At 67.1% G+C, this 23,339-nt stretch carries 22 protein-coding genes and 1 tRNA gene; 7 read left to right on the plus strand and 16 right to left on the minus strand.

The window, feature by feature from the left end; translation table 11 throughout:
- Nucleotides 1-21: 21 nt before the first annotated feature.
- Genes LSI54_RS08805 through mptB (LSI54_RS08815) form a run of 3 tightly spaced genes read right to left on the minus strand, consistent with a single transcriptional unit; the run spans nucleotide 22 to nucleotide 4,854 of the window.
- On the minus strand, nucleotides 22-1,452 hold the full coding sequence (locus tag LSI54_RS08805; protein WP_241478172.1) for a glycosyltransferase family 87 protein: 1,431 nt from the start codon (nucleotides 1,450-1,452) through the stop codon (nucleotides 22-24).
- Nucleotides 1,449-3,092 (minus strand): polyprenol phosphomannose-dependent alpha 1,6 mannosyltransferase MptB, encoded by a 1,644-nt coding sequence (mptB, locus tag LSI54_RS08810; protein ID WP_241478173.1) that lies wholly within the window; start codon nucleotides 3,090-3,092, stop codon nucleotides 1,449-1,451. Before mptB (LSI54_RS08810) ends, LSI54_RS08805 begins: the two co-directional genes overlap by 4 nt.
- A complete protein-coding gene (gene mptB / locus LSI54_RS08815) occupies nucleotides 3,082-4,854 on the minus strand; it encodes a polyprenol phosphomannose-dependent alpha 1,6 mannosyltransferase MptB (RefSeq protein WP_241478174.1) in 1,773 nt (590 codons plus the stop codon). The genes mptB (LSI54_RS08810) and mptB (LSI54_RS08815) overlap by 11 nt, the downstream gene beginning before the upstream one ends.
- A gap of 70 nt (nucleotides 4,855-4,924) precedes the next feature.
- Between mptB (LSI54_RS08815) and orn the strand changes: the two genes are divergently transcribed.
- Both orn and LSI54_RS08825 read left to right on the plus strand, forming a co-directional pair.
- A complete protein-coding gene (gene orn / locus LSI54_RS08820; RefSeq protein ID WP_342357735.1) occupies nucleotides 4,925-5,539 on the plus strand; it encodes an oligoribonuclease in 615 nt (204 codons plus the stop codon).
- Nucleotides 5,540-5,645: 106 nt separating this feature from the next.
- Nucleotides 5,646-5,721, plus strand: a tRNA-His gene (locus LSI54_RS08825).
- Nucleotides 5,722-5,920: 199 nt separating this feature from the next.
- On the opposite strand, the gene LSI54_RS08830 is transcribed toward LSI54_RS08825, so the two are convergent.
- Nucleotides 5,921-6,139 carry a hypothetical protein gene (locus tag LSI54_RS08830; protein ID WP_241469433.1) on the minus strand — a complete coding sequence of 73 codons (219 nt, stop codon included), beginning with the start codon at nucleotides 6,137-6,139 and terminating at the stop codon, nucleotides 5,921-5,923.
- Between the two features lie 368 nt (nucleotides 6,140-6,507).
- Between LSI54_RS08830 and LSI54_RS08835 the strand changes: the two genes are divergently transcribed.
- Both LSI54_RS08835 and LSI54_RS08840 read left to right on the plus strand, forming a co-directional pair.
- A complete protein-coding gene (locus tag LSI54_RS08835) occupies nucleotides 6,508-6,867 on the plus strand; it encodes a hypothetical protein (RefSeq protein WP_241464708.1) in 360 nt (119 codons plus the stop codon).
- A gap of 151 nt (nucleotides 6,868-7,018) precedes the next feature.
- Nucleotides 7,019-8,845 carry an AMP-dependent synthetase/ligase gene (locus LSI54_RS08840; RefSeq protein WP_241476153.1) on the plus strand — a complete coding sequence of 609 codons (1,827 nt, stop codon included), beginning with the start codon at nucleotides 7,019-7,021 and terminating at the stop codon, nucleotides 8,843-8,845.
- Between the two features lie 314 nt (nucleotides 8,846-9,159).
- Here LSI54_RS08840 and LSI54_RS08845 read toward each other — a convergent pair whose 3' ends face one another.
- The 4 genes from LSI54_RS08845 to LSI54_RS08860 all read right to left on the minus strand — a co-directional run bounded on the left by LSI54_RS08845 (nucleotide 9,160) and on the right by LSI54_RS08860 (nucleotide 13,191).
- Nucleotides 9,160-9,690, minus strand: a complete 531-nt coding sequence (locus tag LSI54_RS08845) for a DUF1697 domain-containing protein (protein ID WP_241469436.1) — start codon at nucleotides 9,688-9,690, stop codon at nucleotides 9,160-9,162.
- 24 nt (nucleotides 9,691-9,714) lie between these two features.
- Nucleotides 9,715-10,734, minus strand: a complete 1,020-nt coding sequence (locus tag LSI54_RS08850; protein WP_241464705.1) for a universal stress protein — start codon at nucleotides 10,732-10,734, stop codon at nucleotides 9,715-9,717.
- Between the two features lie 101 nt (nucleotides 10,735-10,835).
- On the minus strand, nucleotides 10,836-11,879 hold the full coding sequence (locus LSI54_RS08855) for an NAD(P)-dependent alcohol dehydrogenase (protein ID WP_241464704.1): 1,044 nt from the start codon (nucleotides 11,877-11,879) through the stop codon (nucleotides 10,836-10,838).
- A 220-nt stretch (nucleotides 11,880-12,099) separates the two neighbouring features.
- The gene (locus LSI54_RS08860) at nucleotides 12,100-13,191 is read right to left on the minus strand and encodes a polymer-forming cytoskeletal protein (protein WP_241469438.1); all 1,092 of its coding nucleotides are present in this window, start codon (nucleotides 13,189-13,191) and stop codon (nucleotides 12,100-12,102) included.
- Nucleotides 13,192-13,694: 503 nt separating this feature from the next.
- Between LSI54_RS08860 and LSI54_RS08865 the strand changes: the two genes are divergently transcribed.
- Both LSI54_RS08865 and LSI54_RS08870 read left to right on the plus strand, forming a co-directional pair.
- Nucleotides 13,695-14,741 carry a universal stress protein gene (locus tag LSI54_RS08865; RefSeq protein ID WP_241464702.1) on the plus strand — a complete coding sequence of 349 codons (1,047 nt, stop codon included), beginning with the start codon at nucleotides 13,695-13,697 and terminating at the stop codon, nucleotides 14,739-14,741.
- A gap of 13 nt (nucleotides 14,742-14,754) precedes the next feature.
- The gene (locus LSI54_RS08870; protein WP_241464701.1) at nucleotides 14,755-15,213 is read left to right on the plus strand and encodes a pyridoxamine 5'-phosphate oxidase family protein; all 459 of its coding nucleotides are present in this window, start codon (nucleotides 14,755-14,757) and stop codon (nucleotides 15,211-15,213) included.
- Nucleotides 15,214-15,231: 18 nt separating this feature from the next.
- On the opposite strand, the gene LSI54_RS08875 is transcribed toward LSI54_RS08870, so the two are convergent.
- Nucleotides 15,232-15,501, minus strand: a complete 270-nt coding sequence (locus LSI54_RS08875; protein WP_241464700.1) for a PLD nuclease N-terminal domain-containing protein — start codon at nucleotides 15,499-15,501, stop codon at nucleotides 15,232-15,234.
- A 19-nt stretch (nucleotides 15,502-15,520) separates the two neighbouring features.
- Nucleotides 15,521-15,982: a BON domain-containing protein gene (locus LSI54_RS08880; protein WP_255727082.1), complete on the minus strand. Its 462-nt coding sequence runs from the start codon at nucleotides 15,980-15,982 to the stop codon at nucleotides 15,521-15,523.
- Between the two features lie 452 nt (nucleotides 15,983-16,434).
- On the opposite strand from LSI54_RS08880, the gene LSI54_RS08885 reads away from it, so the two are divergent.
- A complete protein-coding gene (locus LSI54_RS08885; RefSeq protein ID WP_241465085.1) occupies nucleotides 16,435-16,785 on the plus strand; it encodes a DUF2200 domain-containing protein in 351 nt (116 codons plus the stop codon).
- Here LSI54_RS08885 and LSI54_RS13280 read toward each other — a convergent pair.
- From LSI54_RS13280 to hpaE, 6 genes are all read right to left on the minus strand, one after another.
- Nucleotides 16,676-17,134 (minus strand): aldehyde dehydrogenase family protein, encoded by a 459-nt coding sequence (locus LSI54_RS13280; RefSeq protein WP_446740424.1) that lies wholly within the window; start codon nucleotides 17,132-17,134, stop codon nucleotides 16,676-16,678. The genes LSI54_RS08885 and LSI54_RS13280 overlap by 110 nt on opposite strands.
- 16 nt (nucleotides 17,135-17,150) lie before the next feature.
- A complete protein-coding gene (locus LSI54_RS08890; protein WP_241478175.1) occupies nucleotides 17,151-19,046 on the minus strand; it encodes an FAD-binding monooxygenase in 1,896 nt (631 codons plus the stop codon).
- A 10-nt stretch (nucleotides 19,047-19,056) separates the two neighbouring features.
- Nucleotides 19,057-19,842, minus strand: a complete 786-nt coding sequence (locus LSI54_RS08895) for an HpcH/HpaI aldolase family protein (RefSeq protein WP_241476156.1) — start codon at nucleotides 19,840-19,842, stop codon at nucleotides 19,057-19,059.
- Complete coding sequence (gene hpaH, locus LSI54_RS08900; protein WP_241478176.1) at nucleotides 19,827-20,612, minus strand: 2-oxo-hept-4-ene-1,7-dioate hydratase; 786 nt, start codon at nucleotides 20,610-20,612, stop codon at nucleotides 19,827-19,829. The genes LSI54_RS08895 and hpaH overlap by 16 nt, the downstream gene beginning before the upstream one ends.
- A gap of 63 nt (nucleotides 20,613-20,675) precedes the next feature.
- On the minus strand, nucleotides 20,676-21,785 hold the full coding sequence (gene hpaD, locus LSI54_RS08905) for a 3,4-dihydroxyphenylacetate 2,3-dioxygenase (protein ID WP_241464695.1): 1,110 nt from the start codon (nucleotides 21,783-21,785) through the stop codon (nucleotides 20,676-20,678).
- 48 nt (nucleotides 21,786-21,833) lie between these two features.
- Nucleotides 21,834-23,339 (minus strand): 5-carboxymethyl-2-hydroxymuconate semialdehyde dehydrogenase, encoded by a 1,506-nt coding sequence (gene hpaE, locus LSI54_RS08910; RefSeq protein ID WP_241464694.1) that lies wholly within the window; start codon nucleotides 23,337-23,339, stop codon nucleotides 21,834-21,836.

Genomic DNA, 23,339 nt, shown 5'->3' on the forward strand with positions numbered 1-23,339 from the left:
CCCGCGGCAGCAGCCGGCGGGTCACCAGCGCAGCTTCAAGGAGGTCGTCCGGCCGAGTCCGGGCAGCCCGAACGCATCGGGTCGCCCGCGGGTGACACCGGCCAGCGGGTCTGTCTCCCCCAGCACCGTGCCATCCGGATCTGGATGGCGCGGTGCGGAGGTGCGCTGGTGGGAGCTGCGCGCGTCGTCGTCGGTCGCTGCTGCTCTCGCGGCCGCCCGGTCCCGATCCCTCGGCTGGGAGCGGACGATGTCCTTCTCGGGGTCCAGGATCTCGCGGACCACCTGGACCATCAGGTAGATCAGGGTGGCCATGTGGGCCAGGATCCCGATGTGGTAGGCCCAGTCGATGAGCTCGGTTCCGCCGGCGAACTCCCCGCCGGAGGTGATCTTCGCGCTCATCATCCACACCGAGACCCAGTGGTAGACCTCCGCGGCCTGCCAGACGAGGTATCCGCGGACCTTCGGGCGCGCCAGCACCAGCAGCGGGATCAGCCACATCACGAACTGCGGGGAGTACACCTTGCCCAGCAGCAGGAAGCTGGCCACGATCAGGAAGCACAGCTGCGCCATCCGCGGCCGGGTGGGAGCCGCCCAGCCCAGGTAGGCCACGCCGAGGCAGCACAGCAGGAAGAGCCCGTTGGAGAGCAGCGAGAACCCGGCACCGTCCAGCGGCAGCCAGCTGAAGAACAGCCAGACCGAGGAGAAGCTGACGTCGCGCTCGGAGGAGAAGCGGTAGAAGGTGGACCACTGTTCGAACTGCAGGAGCATGAAGGGCAGGTTCACCGCGAGCCAGGTCAGCACTGCGGCGATCGTCGTCGCCGCGAAGGAGCGCAGCCGCCCGCTGCGCAGACACAGCACCAGGATCGCGCCCAGGAAGAACAGCGGATAGAGCTTCATCGCAGCGCCCAGACCGATGAGCACCCCGGCCCAGACCGGATGCGAGCGGCCCCAGAGCAGCAGCGCCAGGGCGCCCAGGAAGACCGCCCACATGTCCCAGTTGATCGACAGCGAGAGGATGATCCCCGGGGCCAGGGCCACCATCAGCGCGTCCTGGCGTCGGTGACCTGCGGTGGAGTACGCGGTGGCCAGTACGACGCCGAGCCAGCAGAGGATCACCGCGAAGTGGTTGAGGTCGTAGAACGCCAGGATCCGCTCGTCGGTGATGCCCTCTCCGGGGACCAGAAGCGCGAGCACCCCGGCGACCATGACCAGCAGCACCGGGTACTCCATGACCTGATCGGCCGGGACGTCATCGACGAAGGGGAAGAGTCCCTCGGCGAGCCCGCGCTGGCTGAACAGCAGGGAGAAGTCGGAGTAGCACATGTGGATGTGCTGATCGGGGTCGGTCCAGCCGTTGATCCGGCACCACTGCACGGCCGCCACGGAGAGCGCGGCGCCCAGGGTGGTGGCGGCCAGCAGCAGCCAGAGCAGTCGGGAGCCGGGGAGCTTCACGTCGTGTCCTTCTCGTAGATGTCCTCGGCCGCCCAGGAGGTGCGCGGCGGGGTCAATCCTCTCAGCCGCTCCCACCCGTGCTGTGCATTCCAGCGCTGGGAGCGCCGCCGCATGTCGAAGAACTCGGTGGTGTTGGGGTCCAGGAAGACCACATAGATCAGGTACAGGGTGACCACGGCGATGGCGATGGTGTAGATCGCGGCCGCATCGATCCACTGCGCCACCGAGAGCTGACCGACCATCGACAGGAGCACCATCACCGTGAAGACCGTGGTCACCAGCACCAGGACTCGTCCGCGGTAGACGTGGACCACCGCGTAGAACGGCAGCAGCCAGAGCAGGTACCAGGGCTGGATGATCGAGGAGGTCAGCACCACCAGGGTGAGCCCGTAGCCGGCCCAGAGGACCGGGTTGCCGACGTTGCGGCGCAGCAGCATCCACGCCAGCATCGCGCCGGCCGCGGCGCGCGCCAGGGTGTAGACGATCTCGGTCACCACGGCGGCGTCCACCCCGGTCAGCGCTTGCAGCGCGGCACCGAGGCCGATCCCGAGCAGTCCCACCGGGGCGGCCTGCAGCACCGCGGCGCCAGCACCCAGGGCGGCTGCGATCCAGCCCAGGCCGATCCCGAGCGCCGCGCCACCGGCGACCAGGAGCACGGCGGCGGCGGTGCCCCCGATGGCCCATTCTCGGAGACGGTGCCGCAGCGCGGCGGTGCTGCGCAGCGGCAGCAGGAGGATGAAGGGCAGCACCACCATCGCGATGGGCTTCACCGCGATCGCCGCGACCACCAACACGAGGCACAGCATCCGTCTCCGGCGCAGCCCCGCGAGCGTGCCGGCGAGCATCAGCCCGATCATCAGCGCGTCATTGTGGGCCGCCGGGAGGAACACCAGCAGGGTCATCGGGTTCAGCAGGCACAGCCACAGCGCCCAGGAAGGCTCCGAGCCGAAGGCCTTGGCCAGCCGGGGGATGCAGTAGAGCATCAGTGCCATCCCGATCAGGGACAGGCCGCGGAAGAGCAGGATCGCGATCTCTGGGACGCCGCCGGAGACGAACCAGACGACCTGCGCCAGCACCAGGAACAGCGGTCCGTAGGGGGACGGGGATTCCGCCCAGAGCCCGTCCGCGCCCTCCATGAACCATCCGGGGAGCTCGGAGACGCCGTGCTCATAGGGGTTCAGTCCGGCGTGCAGCACCCGGCCCTGGGCCAGGTAGGAGTAGACGTCGCGGGAGAAGATCGGCAGCGTGAACATCAGCGGGGTGGCCCACATGAACAGGGTCCGGCGCATCACCGGGGTCGCCCGCGCCGACCAGGACCCCACCCGCTGGGACAGGCGCAGCCAGGACCGCACGAGCAGCAGCGCGCCGAAGACCAGCAGCACCGTGCAGGTGACCACGCCCGCCGTCGTCGTGCGCAGCGGCAGCAGCACCGGGTTCAGCGCGAGCAGCGACTGCGGGGTCATCGCCAGCCAGCCCACGCCCCAGGAGCCGAACATGATCATGATCGAGGCGAGCAGTCCCTGACGGGCGGTGTGCGAGGCGGCGGCCTCTTCGCCGCCGATGAACCAGGCGGTCGGCGGCCACTGGCCGAGGAAAGAGCGCGCGCGCAGCGCATTGCGGGAGACGAGGTTAGCGCGCACCTGGAGCGGTCTCCTCTCCCCCGGGCTCGGCGGCCGGTGCGGCGGCGTCGTGGGCGGCGGGGCTGGCCCGTGCGCCGTCGTCGGTCTGGGAGGATCGGCGGCCGCGCAGTCGGGGCCATTCCCAGCGGACCGCGGGCAGGCCCCAGCCCTCCCAGACCACCCAGCGGGTCTGCCGGTCCAGCAGGGCCAGCCAGACGATGCAGATCCAGGACACCGTGACGGAGAGAGCGAGCATCTGAGCGTCCAGCTGCAGGAACTGGTAGATGGACAGCTGGTCCGAGGCGCCGAAGGTCAGGAAGAAGGCGATGGTGAACACCACCCACTTGAACTGCCAGTCTTTGCGGATCCCGGTGATCGCGAACAGCGGCAGCAGCCACAGCAGGTACCAGGGCTGGATGATCGGTGAGAGCACCACCAGGGCGGTGAACGCCCAGACCATCCGCTGGACGACGAACTTCTCACTGCCGCGGAACATCAGCCACAGCACCACGGCCACCGAGAGGAGCCGGCCTGCGACCTTGAACACCTCCAGGGTCCAGCTGCTGTCGAGTCCGAAGGAGCGCAGCAACGTGCCGAGCCAGCCGTCGGCGATCCCGATCGGGGACCAGAAGACGCTTCCGGTGCCGGTGCCGGCCAGGACGGCGAGCCAGCCGAAGCCGTAGCCCTGGATGAGGCCGATGGTGATCATCACGGCGGCGGCGATGCCAGCGGTGAGGAACCAGTAGGTGAACTTCCGCGACCAGGAGGCCCCCGGTCCGGCCCAGAGCAGCCCGATGAAAGGCAGCAGCACGATGGTGATCGGCTTGATCCCGATCGAGACGACCACCAGCAGCGTGGCGAGGACTCCCCTGCTGTGGGCCGCGGCGTAGATGCCCGCCAGGGCGAAGCCGACCATGATCGCGTCGTTGTGGGCGCTGGAGATGAAGCTGATGATCAGCAGCGGGTTCGCCAGCGTGATCCACTGCGCCCGGGCAGGGTCGATCCCGTGGATCCGGGCGAGCTTGGGCACGAATATCATCATCATGACCACCCCGCCCACGCAGGCGAGCCGGAAGAGGAACAGCGCAAGGTCGGGACTTTCTCCGGCGATGTTCATCACCGCGGCCTCGAGCCAGAGGAACAGCGGACCGTAAGGCGTCTCGGATTCGGCCCAGAGGATGTCGGTGCCCAGCTGGAACCAGTTGTCCAGGGTGGAGACGCCCGTGGTGTAGGGGTCCTGACCGGCCAGGACCAGCCTGCCCTGATTCAGGTAGGCGAAGACGTCGCGGGAGAAGATCGGGAGCGCGACCAGCTGGGGCAGCGACCAGAGCACGACGGCGGCGTTGACCGTGCGCAGCGAGCGAGTGGGCCACTGTTGGCTCTGATCGGGGTTCTCCAGCACCCGACCCAGCCGCAGCCAGGCGCGCAGCATGACCCAGCAGCCCAGGGTCAGCGCGATCGTGGCGACGACCACGCCGACCGTCTCGGTGCGGTACGTGATGATCCACGGCTGCCGGGACAGCGGGGAGACGCTGACCAGCCATCCGACGCCGAAGGAGCCCAGGAGGACCAGCATCGACCCGAGCAGGCCTTCGACCATCGGGGACCAGACGCTCTTGGGGCGGGTGGAGGACCGCAGGATGTGCAGCCAGATGTCCCGCTTGCGCGGCGGGCGCGGATCGGGGTCTGTCTGGGGGCGCTGATCGGGGTTGCCGAGCCCGACGGCGCCCTCGGCACCGCGCGGTGCAGGGCTGTTCTCGGTGGCTCCAGCCTCAGCGCTCATCGCCCTTGAATTTATCACCCACAGTCGCTGTCACCCCGGCGCCTGGCGGGCTGTCGGTAGAGTGAGAACCGTGAATTCCGAAGAGACTGAGACCAACGCCTCATCCATCACGTCTGTGCCGGTGAGCCCGGGTGGCTCCTGGGCGGGCCGGATGGTGTGGATCGACTGTGAGATGACTGGACTGAATCCCGATCACGATGTCCTGGTGGAGATCGCGGCGCTGGTCACCGACGCCGAGCTGAACATCCTCGGTGAAGGGGTCCAGGTGGTCATCAGCCCGGACCCGGCCGAGCGGCTGGAGACGATGGCCCCGATCGTGCAGAGGATGCACACCGCCTCGGGCCTGCTCGAGGACCTCAAGAACGGCGTCTCGGTCCAGGTCGCCGAGGAGCGGGTCCTGGACTATGTGAAGGCCTGGATCCCTGAGGCGGGTGTGGCGCCCCTGGCCGGGAACTCGATCCACGCGGACAAGGCCTTCCTGCGTGTGGCCATGCCGGACTTGATGAAGCACCTGCACTACCGACTCATCGATGTCTCCACCATCAAGGAGCTCTCCTCCCGCTGGTACCCGCAGGCGAAGGAGTCCGCGCCGGCGAAGACCGGCAACCACCGGGCGCTCGGAGATATCCAGGACTCCATCGAAGAGCTGCGGCACTACCGCCGGACGGTCTTCAAGCAGAGTTGAGCCGATTTCCGGATTCGGCCGGAGTCTGTGTAGACTGATATGCGTTGCTTTCAGGCGTTCAAGACTGATGAGCAGCGAGTGCGGGAGCCGGCTTCGGCTCCACATGGTGGGCGTAGCTCAGCTGGTAGAGCATCGCGTTGTGGTCGCGAGGGTCGCGGGTTCAAGCCCCGTCGCTCACCCCATGGAACGGTCCTGGTCATCCGACCAGGGCCGTTCTTCGTTGCGCGCGCGAAGGCGGACCGAGGGCCGAGACCCTGGCGCTCCTGGGTCAGCATGCGCCTCGGTGGAGCTTGGGTACGGTGAAGTCCACGCGGCACGCGTACGCGGATGGAAAAGTCTCTATGCGGTGAACAGCGCGCCACTGCCCACCGGTGCCAGATCCTATGCTGCGTGTTCCTTGCTTCGGCGCTCCTCGACCATGCTCTCCACGGCTTCGAGTGCGGCTTTCCCTGCGCGCGCCGCAGTGATCATGTCATCGAATGCGGAGTGGGATCTGATCAGATCCCCTGCCTGCTCCGCGGTGAGTGCTTCCAACCAGTGCCTGTTGACGTCCATCAGGGCGAAATGGGCCTGGTCCTCGAGTTCAGCTCGACTGCTCATGTCCTGGCGTCCCCTCGGTCGCTGGATGGGAGTGTTTCTAGGGGTTACGCCGCTCGACCCGGTTTCGTTCACGCTTCGCTGCAAGTTTTTTGCAGCACTCCGCCCGGAGTCGTCCCCGCAGATCAGCCTTGAGGGTTCATGCGATCTCATCTGCGAGGCTCAGCAGGAGGAGGCCGATGAGCTCTCCGAGCTCCTGGTCGAAGCGTGGGAGACCAGGGCACCGAAACGACTCCGCGCTCAACGCAGCCAGAGATCTCCTTCCCGCGCCTGGCTTGCCGTGATCGGCTTCGTCGCCCCGGCTGCCATCACCCCGGCTGCCATCAGGCCCGGTTGCCATCGGAGCCCAGCACGGTGAGTAGGGTTGGGGCATGGACTTTCTCTCCGCGAACTGGCTCGCCGCCGGCGCGATCGCGATATTGGCGGTGGCTGCCGTTGTGGTGGCCATCGCTCGGGGACACGCCGGCAAGGACGCACGGATCACCGCGTCACATCAGCCCGGAGTCATCACCCTGACCAGCAGCTTGGACGCGAAGGTCGTGGCCATCCTCAATGAGGGTGACAGCCTGGCCGAGTCTCTGAAGCGGGACCCGCTGGATCTTCCGATCACCCTGGTGGCAGGCGAGCCGTTCAGCATCCGCTATCAGGATGCGTCCGGCCGGGCACCCCGCAGCATTCTGCTGCGCCTGCAGGACGGCGCGATGAACCACGTGGACCTGCCGTCGGTCTGAAACCGTCCCTCGGGCGCTTCACACGGCGTCGCCGGATTTCGCCTCTGAGCACACCTCATCGCGGGCAGGATATTCTTCCTAAGGCGGTGGTCAACACCGGATCACCAGCAGCGCTCGCCGAAGAACGCGTCACCACACCGGGAGGAACTCCGTGCAGGAAACCGCGATATCGGCGCTCATCGATGTGCCGGCCGATATGAACATCACCGATCTTCTGGAGCAGCAGCGGACCGAGGACCCTGAGAACGTCCTGTTCACGCGCCGTGACGCCGCCGGCGAGTGGGTGGACGTCACCGCCGCCGCGTTCCACACCGACGTCGCAGCTCTCGCCAAGGGCCTGATCCAGCGCGGTGTCACGCTGGGCGATCGCGTCGGGATCATGTCTGCGACCCGGTATGAGTGGAGCCTGCTGGACTTCGCGCTCTGGTACGCCGGCGCCGTCTCGGTCCCGGTCTACGAGACCTCCTCCGCCGCACAGATCGCCTGGATCGCCGAGGATTCCGCACTCAGCCTGGTCTTCGCTGAGACGCCAGGGCATCGGGAGACCATCCTGGAGGGTCTGAAGGGATCCGGACTCCAGCAGACCCCCGAGGTGCTGCTCATCGAGTCCAGCGCACTGGACGAGCTCCGGCAGGCCGGCGCTGTTGTTTCAGACCAGGACCTCGAGGGCCGCCGGGCCACCGCCGTCGGTGAGGATCTCGCCACCATCATCTACACCTCGGGAGCCACCGGCCGACCCAAGGGCTGCGAGCTGACCCACGGCAACTTCGTGGACCACAGCCTGCAGACCCTTGCCGCCATGGACGGCGTCGTCGGCAGACACTCCTCCACGGTGCTGTTCCTGCCCATGGCCCACGTCTTCGCTCGGTTCATCTCGGTGATCTTCATCGCCGCCGGCGGACGGGTGGCGCACACCCCCGACATCAAGCAGCTCATCGAAGATCTCGGCGTGATCCGGCCGACCTTCCTGCTCGGAGTTCCGCGGGTCTTCGAGAAGATCTACAACGCCGCCGCGCTGAAGGCCGAAGGCGATGGAAAGAAGCGCATCTTCAAGGCCGCGGCCGACGCGGCGGTGGACTGGTCGCGCGCCACCGCCGAGGGCCGCGTTCCGCTGAGTCTCCGGCTCAAGCACGCCGTGTTCAGCAAGCTGGTCTACTCGAAGCTGCGCAACCGGATGGGCGGCAACGTCACCCACGCCTTCTCCGGCGGGTCCCCGCTGGGTGAACGGCTGGGCCACTTCTTCAACGGCGTGGGCATCCAGATCATCGAAGGCTACGGACTCACCGAGACCACGGCCCCGGTCACCGGCAACATCCCCTCGGTCTACCGGATCGGCACCGTCGGGATCCCGCTCCCAGGCAATGCCGTGCGCGTGGAGTCCGACGGCGAGCTGCTGGTCAAGGGCAGCAGCGTCTTCCGGGGGTACCGCAACCGGCCCGAGCTCAACGCCGAGTCCTTCACCGCCGATGGCTGGTTCTACACCGGTGACCTGGGTCGTCTAGATGAGGCGGGTCGGCTGATCATCACCGGACGCAAGAAGGAGATCCTGGTGACCGCCGGAGGCAAGAACGTCGCCCCCGCGCAGCTCGAAGATGCCATCCGGGCAGACCTGCTCGTCTCCCAGGCAGTCGTGGTCGGTGACGGCAAGCCCTTCATCAGCGCGATGATCACCCTCGACGGCGATGTCATACCTGCCTGGCTGCGCAGCAAAGGTCTCGACCCCGACACCGCGATGAGCGAGCTCACCGAGCACCCCCAGGTTCTGGAGCATCTGCAGCAGGTCATCGATGCCACCAATGCAAGTGTCTCGAAGGCCGAGTCCATCCGCAGCTTCACCGTGCTCGAGGATGACTTCACCATCGACTCGGGGCACCTGACGCCCTCGCTGAAGATCCGCCGGGCCGAGGTCATGCGTGACTTCCAGCGTGTGGTCGAGAACCTCTACGAGAAGGCCGCCCACCGCGCCAAGCGACACTGAGCCGCTCACCCCAAAGCCGATCTCGACGCGGCGCACGCTGACGCCCCCTGCGGCCAGCGTGCGCCGCGCCGAGATCGCCGGTGGTCAGGATCTCGAACGCGCTGCGGACTGTCATGACATGAGCGTAAGCGCGGACGCCTCTGTGACTCCAGTCCCGGCGCCCGACGACGGCGCCGCTGCAGCACCGCCACCGCTGCCAGCCGTGATCCTGGACTGCCGCACCCGTGAACCGTTGCGCGCAGGCTCGCCGTGGCATGCCGGTGCGCCCAGGAGCTCCGCGAGTTCGGAGATGATCCGGCCAGCTGGCGTTCGTGTCAGACATCGGAGAGGTCGAGAAGCTTGCGCACGGTGTTGAGGTTTCTCGCGGTCCCGGTCACTCCCAGCACCCGGGAGATGGTCGGCTCCTTCATCTGGGGCGAGCCCGCGCCGTCGGCGTAGCGCAGGTGCATCTCGCGGTCGATCACCTGCCAGCGGTCGTCGCCGGTCTCCAGCAGGGCGGCCGCCTGTACCGCCTCGGCTGTCGGCGCGCACTGCAGAAAGCTGATGTAGGAGAACCGCGGGTCGAGCTCTTCGAACGGATGGGCTTCCAGGGCGGCGAGAACCTCTTCCCGGGACCGGCTGATCACCTCCCGGAAGAAGCCGAAGCGTGTCTGCACAGCGGCTTCCAGCGCCCGGTCGAAGTTCTCAGCCGGTCCGGGCGGGTTGCACAGCAGATTGCCCGACGCGATATGGCTGGACACCTCGGTGGCCCCGAGGGACTCGGCCAGGTCGCGCCACTGGGCCATCGGAAGCCTGGCCGTGCCGCCGACGTTCACGGCGCGGACCAGAATGATCCTGCGGCTCACAGCGGAAGCCTCACTGCGACGACGTCATCGCGAGGGCTCGGGATGGTCCTCCAGCCGCTCGTCCTTCAGATCAGGGACCACCATCACCGGGCCCTCCGCGCGCAGCAGCACGCCGCGGGAGACCGACCCCATCAGCGCTCCGGTGAATCCGCTGCGACCCCGGGTGCCGATCACGGTCAGCTGCGCCTCCCGGGTCTGCTTCACCAGCTGAGCGATCGGATCCCCCGGCTTCACCGACGCGGTCACCTCCAGGGCCGGAAAGTGCCTCTTCACCAGGGCGAGCTCGGTCTCCAGGGTCTTCTCCAGCTGCGTCTTGCGCCGTTCGGTGACGCTCTCATCAGGGGAATCAAGCTCCGGATACCACTCCAGCCACGCCTCCAGAGACGGCAGCGCCATCAGCAGATGCAGCGTGACCCCCCGGTTCTGTGCCGACAGCGCGGCCTGGAGCATCGCGACCCGACTCTGACCCGACGCGTCGATGCCGACCACCACCGGACGCCGATCCCTGCCCGCAATGAACCGACCAGCGCCCTCAGCCTGACTCTCAGGCTCGTTGACCTTGTACTGCCGGGGCACCACCACGGTGGGGCAGTGCGCGTGGGCCGGCAGCGCCGAGGACACCGATCCCAGCACCCTGCCCAGGAACCCTCCCCGGCCCCGAGCGCCGACGACGGCGAGCTCCGCAAGGGCGGAGAGATCCACCAGCACCCCTGCGGCATCTCCGCGTTCGGTCCGGTAGATCACCTTGCCTGAGTAGTCCTTCAGGTATTCCCTGGCCTCGGCGAGGACGGTCTTGGCTGCGTCGACGGCCACCTCGGCCTCGGATTTCTCCGGCACCGCAATCAGGGTGGTGTAGATCCGGGCCGGAACGTGGAACGCGCTGACCACGGTGAGCACCCGCCCGCTGCGCTGCGCCGCCAGGGCCCCGTAGTGCAGGGCGAGGAAGGACTGCTTGGAACCATCGAAGCCGACCAGCACCCCCAGATCACGTGTGGCGGGATCAAATGCGACAGGTCGTGGTGCTGCGTGAGCGTCGTTGTCCATGACAATCCTCCACCCGGGGGTCTGATATCAGCAGATGCGAGCGACGCCCCCGTGGTCGGATTTCGCCCGCTTCGTTTCCGATCCTATTCCTCGACCCCAGATCAGGGAACCACTACAGCGCGACCGCGCAGTTCGCCGTCGTGCAGCTTGCGGTAGGCCTCGGGCCCCTGATCCAAGCTGAAGGTCTCGGTCTCGACGGCGAGCTGACCTGTGCGCGCCAGTTCGAAGACCTCCATGAGCTCGGGCCGTGAGCCCCAGTAGGGCGCCCGGATGCGAGACCCGAAGGGCTGGCCGAGCAGTCCCACCGTGGTCTCCACGGATCCGGCTCCCGCCAGCACCAGGTCGGTGCGCGGACCGCTGAGCGAGCGCACGATGTTCATCACGGGGCCGTTGGTGACGAAGTCGAACACCGCGGTGACCGGGCCCGGCCCCACGGCTTCGGCGATCTGTGCGGCGGCCTGGTCGTCGGAGAGGAAGGCGTGATGAGCTCCGACCTCGCGGGCGAAGTCGAGCTTGCTCTGGCTGATGTCCAGCGCGATCACTGTGGAAGAGGTCAGGGTGCGCAGCAGCTGCACCGCGATGTGGCCGAGGCCGCCAACTCCGATCACCACGGCCACGCTGCCGGGGACCAGCAGATCCAGTGACCCCTGGATCGCGTGGTAGGGGGTCAGTCCGGCGTCGGTGAGGGCCACCGTGGCAGACGGGTCCAGATCTCCCAGCGGGATCAGCAGCCGCGGGTCCGTGACGATCATGTACTCGGCCATCGCCCCGTCCTTGCCCAGTCCCGGTGGCGTGATGCCGAGGGCGGCGGCGTGGGGGCAGTAGTTCTCGATGCCCTGGGCACAGCTGAGGCAGCGCCCGCAGCCCTGCGGACCGTAGACCGCGACGGCCTCGCCGACCTCGATGCCGGAGGCGCCCTCACCCAGAGCGTCCACGACCCCGACGCCCTCGTGTCCCAGCGTCATCGGCAGCGGGTAGCCGAAGGCGGCGTACTGCTCCTCGCTGAGTCCCATCACGAAGCTGTCCGAACGGCAGGCGCCCGCGGCGGTGATGCGCAGCCGGACCTCACCGGGGCCGGGTTCCGGGGTGGGGACCTCGCGCACCTGCGGCGGTTGGCCGATGGCGACGTATTGGAGAGCTTTCATGGTGATCCTCCTGGATTCGTCCTGCACGGTCACTCGGTTCCCCCGGCATCCATCGCAGTTGCCAGCGCGCGCCGATGGTCCTGACTATGCCAGTTGATGGGCACTTCTGGTCGTGTATCGCTGGACCCACTGTGCGTGAATGGGACTCGCCGTCCCAGGGCCGCAGGTCCCGTTGACAACCAGAGTGGCGGGCGAAGCTTCCGGTCAGGCCTGCATTCCGCTACCTGACCGCCGGTTCCCCGAGAGGCTCCCCCGGTGGTTCCACGGGTGGGTTGGCGGTTGTTCTGCCGGGTGGCTCCGCGATGACCTCGGGACGCACCCGCCATGGCCGCTGAGCATAGAAGGCCAGAAGCTGTGCGCCGAGGCCGAAGAGCACCATCGCAAGCCACACCACGATGTTCAACCACGGAACGTGCAGAGCGAAGATCAGGATCAGCCCACCGACCAGGGTCATGACGACAGGTCGCTGGGAGTCCCGGAACACCAGTCGCCCGATGAAGTGGGATCCGTAGACGAACGTGGCCAGCGTCAGCAGCAGCCATACCAGGAGACCAGCAATAGCCAGCGGGGCGCCGATGATGGTGATCAGCAGCGCGACCAGCATCACCGGAACGACGATCGAGGCGACGAACCCCACGAGCAGCGCCTTCCAGGGAGCGTGCCTCAGCTGATCGGTGACCCGTGTCAATCTGCCGGGAAGCAGCAGTCCGGCCAGCAGAGTGATCAGGCTCAGCGCAACCAGCGCGTAGAGCAGCCCGAGGAACCACCCGATGAACAGCGCCCACGGCGACGGCTCCATCTCCGGTGCTGGTGTCGGGGCGATGCGTTCGACGTCGCCGTCCACCGCACCCTCAGCTATGGTCGCGTCACGGTCGCTGTAATAGGTCACGTCTCCCCCGACGGCCCCGTCGATGGTGAGACCGTCGACGGCAGCCACCAGGTCTCGGCCGAGGTCTCCTCCGATAGTGGCCGATCTTGCCGCGGCGACGAGATCGTCTCCGATCGATCCATCTTCAGCGAGGTTCAGGACTGAGGCGAAGACGGTTCCGCTCCGCCCGACCTCCCCACTGATCGACACATCCTGGGCCGCCAGGCGAACGTTTCCATCGATTGTGCCGGTGATGTCGATCGTCTGAGCTGCCGCGATCACGTCACCCGAGATGTCGCCACTGATGGTGATGCTCTGCCCGGAGACGTAGACATCGCCCTGGACCTGTTCCGAGACCTCGACGGAGACGCCGCTGAAGAACTGCGGGCCCTCCCCATCATCTGATGTCGACGCAATCTCAGATGTGGCGAGGGATCCCTCCAAGGGTACGGACTCTGAGGGTGCGGACTCTGAGGGTGCGGAGGCCGTGGCGCTCGCCGTGGGGAGAAGCATCACACCACCCGCCATCAGGGCTGCAGCGACGAGACGAAGATTCCTGCCTGGCGAGCTCATGATGGAGGCCTCTCTGAGCGGGGACTTACCTGGTTCGACGTCAGCTGCGGCGCCGGAAGTTCTCGGTGGTCAGAAGAGGCTTCAAGATCGCGCACGGGTGGAGCTCGGCATGTGTGTTTCACAGGCGGAGCCCTTAGGGTGATCGCTCACGAAGCCACGAAGCTGATTCCACTGTCCAGCGTGGCTCACCAGTGGTGCAGGGCCATTGGTCCCGCCGGCTGCCCGAGATCGTCAGATGCGCTGCCGTTCATCCTGATGTGACGCTTCCGCCCCGAGAAAACACTCATGACACGATGTTTTCATACCAGAAAAGTAGATTATTGATAGAGGCCAAAGACCCTAGATCGATGGAATACGAGACGTATGGTTGGGCCATGAATCCTTCTCACGAGAGTGGCACTGACCACGACCCCGGTGTTCTTGTAGGCATGGACGGCTCAGCCGCCGGTCAGCGCGCCTTCCGAGCTGGTCTGCGAATCGCTCAGCAACGAAACCTCCCGCTGCGCCTGGTCGGCACATTCGCCCGCCCCGTGGTGACTGACGCCTACTACGTGCCGATGATGGACGAATATTTCGAGGCCGTGGTCAAAGAGGTGCACGAGATGCTCCGTGGGTACGCGACACAGGCGGAGGCGTCCGGGGTGAAGGTCACCGTGCGTGCCGTACAAGGCGACCCGGGCTCCGAGCTGGTCGCGGAGTCCAAGTCCGCGCAGGTGGTCGTCGTCGGCAAACGCGGACGCAACCGCTTCGCCGGCCGCTTCCTCGGCAGCGTATCGGCCAAGCTTGCCGCTCATGCGCACTGCCCCACCCTGGTGGTCCCCGAGAAGTGGGAGAACGAGTCGTCGACAGAGCTCCTCGCCCCGGCCCAGGACCTGCCCACTGGTCAGACCGGCGCCACCGAGCCGCTGGCTCAGATGGAAGAGTCGAGCCCTCGAACGCATGAGCGCCGCCATTTCGCCAACGTGGAAACGGATCTCAACTTCGATTCCGAGATCGTGGTGGGAATCGACGTCGAGACCGACCCTGAGCTGGTCGTGAACCTGGCGGCGCAGGCGGCCGCACTGCTGGACAACCCGCTGACCCTGGTCTCGGCCGCTCCCCTGAACGCACAGGGGCACTGGTGGCCCAACACCATCGAACACAATCTCGAGATTCCTAATCTGCGCCGCCCCTACACGGAGCACCTGCAGAAATCAGCCGACCGGGTATCCGAGGAGTTCCCAGAGGTTCCCGTGCGCTGGCAGTTCTTCGACGGCTCACCCGCAGGCGTGCTCTCCGAGGCTTCCAGGACTGCGGAGCTGGTGGTCCTCGGAACCCGCGGCCACGGAGGGTTCTCCGGTCTGCTCCTCGGCTCCGTCAGCCAGGCAGTGCTCAATCGCGCGGTCTGCCCCGTTCTCGTGGTGCCCACTCACAAGCATTGAAAGTGACACGCCCATGATTCTCGAACACGCAGACGGTGAACCGATCCTCACGCTGAACCCAGATCAGATCTGGGGGCTGCTCGAACGGGGCCGATTCGGGCGCCTGGTCGTCGTCGTCGGGCAACGCGCAGACATCTTCCCGATCAACTACGCCGCGGCGCCTGACCGGACGTTGGTCTTCCGCACCGCCCCGGGCACGAAGCTCGCGAAGCTCGCGATCAATGAGACGGTCCTGTTCGAGGCGGACCACATCTCTGTTGACACGGCATGGTCGGTGACGGTGCGCGGCCAGGCGCAGTGGCTGCAGAGAACTGAAGAGATCGAAGAGGCAGAGAGGCTGGAGCTGCGGCCCTGGGCGCCCTCTGTGAAGGACAACTACGTGCGGGTGACCCCTACCGAGATCAGTGGCCGCCACTTCCAGTTCGGCCCCCATCCTGAGCGAGAACTCGGTGAAGGATCTGAGGCAGGCTGAGCGCCGAGAGCGCAGCCATCAGTCGGTCCGGCGACCCTTGAGGAAGTAGCTGATCGGTCCGACGTAGTTGACTGCGATGATCGCGGCCCAGATGCCCTTCTTGCCGTTGACCTGATTCGCAGGCCGCCTGGCAAGGTCGACCCAGGCCGCCACGGCCAGCGAGATCTGGACGATGCTGAACACCATGGTCCCGGCCCGCCTGCCCGGGCTCATGTCCTTCCACTGCTTCTTCGGGGACTTCCTCGCATCCTTCACGGGGTGCTTCTTGATCACGGTCTTCTTCTTCATATTCTGCTCCTTCTTGAGGTCATAGTGGGCAGACGTCGAGGCGGTTGTCCACCTCGATCACCCCTGGGGAGATCCATGCTGCGAGACCTGCCTGCCGCTTCTCGGCCAGAGACTTGACCTTCCCCGTCAGAACCGCCGTCTGACCGGTGATGGTGGCGACGACGTGGTCGGCGTCGATCCGGGGGTCCCGGAACGCGGCGTTCCTGAGTCGTTCCTCCGCATTCTGCAACGGCGTACGGGCAGCAGTGGCGATCTGGTTCTCCACTGATTCGACTCCGGGGATGTTCCGGACTGCCCGCTCGGCAGCCTCACACTGATAGGTCCAGTCGACCAGACCGAACAAGGTGACGTGACGATCCTCGACCCAGGCCGTGACGTTGCCCTCGCGCAGCTCCGAGATCCATCTGAGTTCGGACTCCACGACCTCCCGGAGGGATGTGCTGACATGAGTCTCGGCCTGTGCTGAGGTCTGGATCGACAAAGTCCTTCAGTCCCTTCACGCGGTTCTGGGCACGATATCGCGCACCAGGATCCACTCTGGCGCGTGTATCGGGCCGCCGCCTAGGGCCATAGGTCCTGCCACCGTCTCGTCAGCGTTCCAATGCCGGAATCGGGGCACATCCTTCGGCAAGACGTCGTCAGAACGCTGGCGGGACGGGACATCCCCCCGTGTTTGTCGCATCTCTATGCCAGGTCCCACGGTTTGGACGGAAACAACGATGCGACATGGCACGCAGATGCGACACCTGAAGGAGACGGGTCGGGGGTCCGGAGCCGAGGAGTCGGGCTGGGGTCGCGGAGCAACGCTGGGACGACGGTGCACGCCCGCGGTCCCACCGAGCGGAGCCCCATCCGTTGAGTCATCACTGCACCCCGTGGGACCGTGGAGACGAGATGTCAGAGCAGAGGTCCGCGTCCGACCAGGAGCCCCCGATGACCAAGCACCGCATCTACACGATGAGCTTCGCGTCCGTGTATCCGCACTACGTGACCAAGGCGGAGCGCAAAGGACGCAGCCAGGCTGAGGTCGACGCGATCATCTGCTGGCTCACCGGCTACTCCGCGCAGCAGCTGAGGGCGGTCCTGGACGAGGGGATCGACTTCGAGACGTTCTTCGCCCGGGCGCCCGCCATGAACCCCTCGCGCTCACTGATCACCGGGGTGATCTGCGGAGTCAGGGTGGAGGAGATCGAGGAGCCGCTGATGCGCGAGATCCGCTACCTGGACAAGCTGATCGACGAGATGGCCCGGGGCAGGGCGATGGAGAAGGTGCTGCGCGGGTGAGCCCGACCATGCCGGCCTCGAGCCGCTCGGCGATCTTCGTCGCGGTCTGCAGCTTCCCGGCATAGACGTACCCGGAGAGCCGGACCTCGACCGCGTTCGCCCGCCCGATCACCGCGTCCAGACCGGTCCAGGCCACCACCGGCGCGACCGGTCCGAAGCTCTCCCCGCTGCGGATCTCCGCATCCACAGGCACCCCGGTGAGCAGGGCCGGGGCGAGCAACGCTGCATTCGTGCCCTCCGGCAGGGCAGCTTGCGCGGCCGCGGCGTCGGTCTTGGACTTTCCGTTCCCGGCAACGATCAGATCGCGCAGCCGCTCGGCCTGCTCCTGCATCCGGAAGTACGCGGCCATGAGCACCTCGAACGGTTCATCGGGTGGCCTCCAGGAAGATCGGGGCGAAGAACTCTGCCAGCGCGGCGGTGTCGGTCAGCGGCAGAACATGCGCCACGTACTGATCCGGTCGCACGACGACGACGCAGCCGTCCCGGCTGATCCCGCGCTCGCTGAAGATGTCATGCTCGGGGTGGGTGCCGAAGATCCGATCCCGGGCGGTGAGTCCGAAGGGCCCCACCGTGGGCAGGAACGCGCGCGGCGCGTGGGTGACGTCGAACTGGTCATGTGGCTGCTGGTAGATGACCTTGATGTCGAAGAGCGTGTCCTCGTCCTCGCCTCGCGGGGTGTGGCGCAGCACCGGTGAGCCGGGGTCGGTGTGAAGCCAGTGGGCCCAGTCGGCCAGCGCCGAGGGCTCTCCGGCGGCCGGGGCATCAGCGAAGACGTAGATCCTCCAGCGGCCGTCGGCGGTGGCCAGGTGTCCCAGCTGCAGCGGGTTGCCGTCACAGACCCGGGAGGCCAGCGCTGACTTGAACCGCTTGCCCACCGGGTATCCGGTGGCGAGCTGCTGATGGGTGGCCTCCCCGGTGACCAACGACGGGGTGTACTCGGTCATGAATCCAGCGGGGAATTCGATGGTCTTGACGTAGAAGTCCTCCAGCGCAGACGGGTCCTCCATCTCTTCGGGCTTCTGCGCCATCAGCGTGGACCACTCCTTGTCGAAGTCGATGAGATTCTGCGCGATGACCTGGCGTTCGCCGGAGTAGGTGTCCAGAAGCGCCGCCGGACTGCGGCCGGCCAGCACCTGCCCGAGCTTCCAGCCCAGGTTGAAGCCGTCCTGCATGGACACGTTCATGCCCTGGCCGGCCTTCGCGCTGTGCGTGTGGCAGGCGTCCCCGGCGATGAACACCCGCGGGGTGCGCTGACCGGTGAGCTCGGCGGGCACGTCGTCGAACTTGTTCGTGACCCGGTGCCCGACCTCGTAGACGCTGTGCCAGGCCACGTGCTTCACGTCCACCGTGTAGGGGTGCATGATCCGGTTGGCGTTCTCGATGATCTGCTCGATGGTGGTGCTGCGGACCTGTGCGCCCTCACCGGGCTGGACCTCACCGAGGTCCACGTACATCCGGAACAGGTGTCCGCCCTCGCGCGGGATCAGCAGGATGCTGCCGCCCGAGCGTGACTGGACGGCGCACTTGCGTCGGATGTCGGGGAAGTCGGTGACGGCCAGGACGTCCATCACGCCCCAGGCGTGGTTGGCCCGGTCCCCCTCCATGGTGCAGCCGATGGCGGTGCGCACCCCGCTGCGCGCCCCATCGGCGCCGAGCACATATTTGGCCCAGACGGTGCGCTCCTGGCCCGCCTCATCGCCGGCGGCGCGGCGCAGGGTGACCTCCACCGGGTGCTCCCCGGTCTCGTGCACGGTGAGGCCGAGGAACTCCCAGCCGAAGTCCGGGGTCATCCGGGAGGGAGAGTTCTCCATAGATTCCGCGAAGTAGTCCAGCACCCGGGCCTGGTTGACGATCAGGTGCGGGAATTCGCTGATCCCGTGCGGGTCATCGGCGGGACGGGCGGTGCGCACGATGTTCTCGGGCGCCTCCGGGTCGGGCTTCCAGAAGGCCATCTCGGTGATGTGGTACGCCTCGTTGGAGATCTCGTCGGCGAAGCCGAACGCCTGGAAGGTCTCCACGCTGCGGGCCTGGATGCCGTCGGCCTGACCGACCTCGAGTCGGCCGTCGCGCTTCTCGATGATCCGAGTGTGCACCTGCGGGAACTGGGCCAGCTGGGCGGCGGCGATCATCCCCGCCGGGCCGGTGCCCACGATGAGCACGTCCATGTGCTCGGGGAGCTCCTGCGGGCGGTCGAGTCCGACGCCGGCGGGCGCCTGGACACGAGGATTCTTGGAGACGTAGCCGTGATGGTGGAACTGCATGGATGACTCCTCAGTGAGCGGTGCGTGGGATGAAGTCCGCGGCGAGCTTCTCCGAGCCGCGCGCCACGAGCGAGACGTCGGCGCCCACGAGCACCCAGGACGCTCCGGCGTCGAGGTAGTCACGGGCGGCTGCCGGGTCGAAGGCGTTGACGCCGGCGGTCTTGCCGGCGCGGGCTGCGGCGGTGAAGGTGGCCTTCACGGCGTCGACCACCTGGGGGTGGGTCTGCTGACCGAGCAGCCCCATCGAGGCGGAGAGGTCGCTGGGACCGGCGAAGATCCCGTCGATGCCCTCCACCGCGGCGATCGCCTCGGCGTTCTCCACACCCTGGACGGTCTCGATCTGCAGGTGGATGCTCACATGCGAGGCGGCATCGTCGAGGTAGTTCGGCACCCGGTTCCAGCGTCCGGAGCGGGCCAGCGCGTTGCCGATCCCGCGGCGCCCCGCGGGCGGGTACTGCGTGGAGGCGGCGACCTGGCGGGCCTGCTCGGGCGTGGAGATCATCGGGATCAGCAGGTTCTGCACGCCGAGGTCCAGCACCTGCTTGATGGTCACGGGGTCGTCGGAGGAGAGCCGGACCAGCGGGGTCACCGGGTACCCGGAGAGCGCATGCAGCTGGGCGAGCACGGATTCAAGCCCGTTGGGTGCGTGCTCCATGTCGATGAGCACCACGTCCAGCCCCGAGCCGGCCATGATCTCGGCCATCACCGGGGACCCGGAGCAGACCCATCCGCCGATCAGCGGGCGGTCGGCGGCGGCCAGGTCCGCGCGCAGGGTGGGGTTCAGTTGAAGCGGCATGTCAGGGTTCCCAGCTCTCCATAGTCACAGGTGACGGTGTCTCCGGGCTCCACCCACATCGGGCGGGTGAAGGAGCCGGCGAGGATCAGCTCCCCGGCCTGCAGGCTGTCGCCGTGCTGGGCCAGCTTGTTCGCCAGCCAGACCACGCCCATGGCGGGGTGGTTGAGCACGGCGGCGGCCACGCCGGACTCCTCGATGGTCTCGTTGCGGTAGAGCAGCGCGGAGACCCAGCGCAGATCCACCGCGTCCGGGGCCACCGGGTTGCCGCCGTAGACCATGGCGCCCATCGCGGCATTGTCGCTGATGGTGTCCACGATCGTGCGGCCCTGCATCTCGATCCGGCTGGAGAGGATCTCCAGCGCGGGCACCACGTAGTCGGTGGCGTCCAATACGTCGAAGATCGTGACTCCGGGGCCCTTCAGCGGCTTGCCGAGCTTGAAGGCGAGCTCCACCTCGATGCGCACGTTGGAGAAGCGGCTGTGCTCGATCACCGAGCCGTTCTCGAAGACCATGTCGTCGAAGATCGCCCCGTAGTCGGGTTCGGTGATCCCGGTGGCCACCTGCATGACCTTGGAGGTGAGCCCGATCTTGCGGCCCACCAGCCGGCGTCCGGACGCCACGGCGCGGCGTCGCCATTCGTTCTGCACCGCGTAGGAGTCCTCGATGGTCATCTCGGGGTGGCGGGTCGTGAGCCGCGGGATCATGCTGCGCTGCGCCTCGGCTTCGGCGAGCTCGTCGGCGATGGTGGTGATCTGCTCTGGTGTCAGCATCGTGCTCTCCGGATCATGGCGCTCCTGATCATAGGTCTCCCGGTCATAGGTCTCTGGACAGCCTCAGAGCTGGTGGCCCAGCTTGTACTCGCCCTGTTTCCAGGAGGGCATGGAATCCTCGTCGTCCTTGCGGGTGTAGGAGAACCCGTCGGCGCCGATGGTCACGTCCATCTCGGAGCTCTCCGTGCGCTCCACCGAGGGCACCGGGCGTCCGTGCAGGTCCAGCACGGTGGAGGCCTCGGTGTACCAGGACGGGACCACCGGGTTGCCCCACCAGTCGCGGCGCTGGTTGTCGTGCACGTCCCAGGTCACCACCGGGTTGTCCGGGTCTCCGGTGTAGTAGTCCTGGGTGTAGATCTCGATCCGGTGCCCGTCGGGGTCACGGATGTAGAGGTAGAAGGCGTTGGAGACCCCATGCCGGCCGGGGCCGCGCTCGATGTGGTCGGAGAGCCGCAGCGCGCCGAGCTTGTCGCAGATCGCGAGCACGTTGTGCTTCTCATGGGTGGCGAACGCGACGTGGTGCATCCGCGGTCCCGCGCCGCCGGTCATCGCGGTGTCATGGACGGTGGGCTTGCGCCGCATCCAGGCCGCGTAGGTGGTGCCGTGCTCATCCTGGATGTCCTCGGTGACCCGGAAGCCGAGGTCCTCCATATAGGCCACGGCCTTGGGCACGTCCGGTGTGACCTGGTTGAAGTGGTCCAGCCGGACCAGGGCGCCAGGGGTGTAGAGGTCATAGCGCCAGGCCAGCCGCTCCACGTGCTGCACATCGTGGAAGAACTCGTAGGGGAAGCCCAGCGGGTCCTGGACCCGCACCGAGTCGCCGATGCCGCGGGTGAAGCCCTCCTTGCGCCGAATGACCTCGCAGCCGAGCTCGCGGTAGAACGCCTCCGCCTTGTCCAGGTCCTCCGGTGCGCGCACCCGGTAGGAGAAGGCGGCCACGGCGGCCTGCTCCCCGCGGCGCAGCACCAGGTTGTGGTGGATGAACTCCTCCATGGAGCGCAGGTAGATCGCGTCCTCGTCTTCGGCGGTGACCGTGAGGTCGAGGACATCCACGTAGAAGTCGCGGGAGCGCTGCAGATCGGTGACGATCAGCTCCATATAGGCGCAGCGCAGGATGTCCGGCGCCGGTGAGGAGGGGGTGGGAATCCGACCCGGGATGGGGTTGTCATTCATCAGAAGCGTCCTTGCTCGATGGTGGAAGGTGTGGGGTGCGGTGAAGCCTCAGTCGGCCTTGCCGAAGACCGGGTTGTGGACCTCGCCGAGGTTGATGTGCACGGCCTGCTGGTCGGTGTAGAAGTCCAGTGAGCGGTAGCCGCCCTCGTGGCCCAGTCCGGAGGCCTTGACCCCTCCGAAGGGGGTGCGCAGGTCGCGGACGTTGTTCGAGTTCAGCCAGACCATCCCGGCCTGGACCGACTGGGCGAAGTTGTGCGACCGCTTGAGGTCATTGGTCCAGATATACGCGGCCAGCCCGTACTTGGTGTTGTTGGCCAGTTCCAACGCCTCGGCGTCAGAGTCGAAGGGAGTGATGGCGACCACCGGGCCGAAGATCTCCTCCTGGAAGATCCGCGCCTCAGGCGCGACGTCGGCGAAGACCGTGGGTGCCACGAAGTTCCCGCTCGGGAACCCCTCCGGGCGACCGCCGCCGGCAAGAAGCCGCGCCTCGGTCTTGCCGATCTCGATGTAGCTCATCACCTTCTCGAAGTGCTCGGGGTGCACCAGCGCGCCGACCTCGGTGCCGGGCTCGTGCGGCAGTCCGACCTTGACCCGCTTGGCCTGGGCGGCGTAGCGCTCGAGGAACTCGGGGTAGATGCTGCGCTCCACCAGGATCCGGCTGCCGGCGGTGCAGCGCTCGCCGTTGAGCGAGAAGACCCCGAAGATGGTGGCGTTGACGGCCGCCTCAAGGTCAGCGTCGGCGAAGACGACGGCGGGCGATTTCCCGCCGAGCTCCATGGAGAGGCCCTTCAGCGCCGGTGCCGCGTTGGCGAAGATGGTCTGCCCGGTGCTTGATTCACCGGTGAAGGAGATCAGCGGCACGTCCGGGTGCTTGACCAGGGCGTCACCGGCCTGCTCACCGAGCCCGTTGACCAGGTTGAACACGCCCCTGGGCAGTCCGGCCTCTTCAAAGATCCCGGCCCACAGGCTCGCCGAGAGCGGGGTGAACTCGGCCGGCTTGAGCACCACCGAGTTGCCGGCGGCCAGGGCGGGAGCCAGCTTCCAGCTCTCCAACATGAAGGGGGTGTTCCAGGGGGTGATCAGTCCGGCCACACCGATCGGCTTGCGGCTGACGTAGTTGATCTGCCGTCCCGGCACCTTGTAGACGTCATCGGCCTGGGCGACGATCAGATCGGCGAAGAAGCGGAAGTTCTCGGCAGCGCGGCGGGCCTGCCCGAGGGCCTGGGTGATGGGCAGCCCGGAGTCGAAGGACTCCAGCTCCGCGAGCCGGGCGCCGCGCTCTTCGACGAGGTCGGCGATCCGGTGCAGCACCCGGGAGCGTTCCCGGGGCAGCGTCTCGCGCCAGGTCCCGGTCTCGAAGGCGCGGGCCGCGGCGGCCACGGCGAGGTCGACGTCGGCCTTGGTGCCGGCGGCGGCGCTGATGTAGACCTCGTTGGTCACCGGGTTGAGCACCTCGAAGGTGCCGCCCTCTGCGGAGTCGAGGAACTCGCCGTCGATGTAGTGCTGGATGCGTTCCGGCAGATCGGCCGGGACGGGGCTCTGGTAGTCGTTCAT

The sequence above is a fragment of the Nesterenkonia sp. AY15 genome (assembly GCF_022565855.1).
Taxonomy (GTDB): Bacteria; Actinomycetota; Actinomycetes; order Actinomycetales; family Micrococcaceae; genus Nesterenkonia.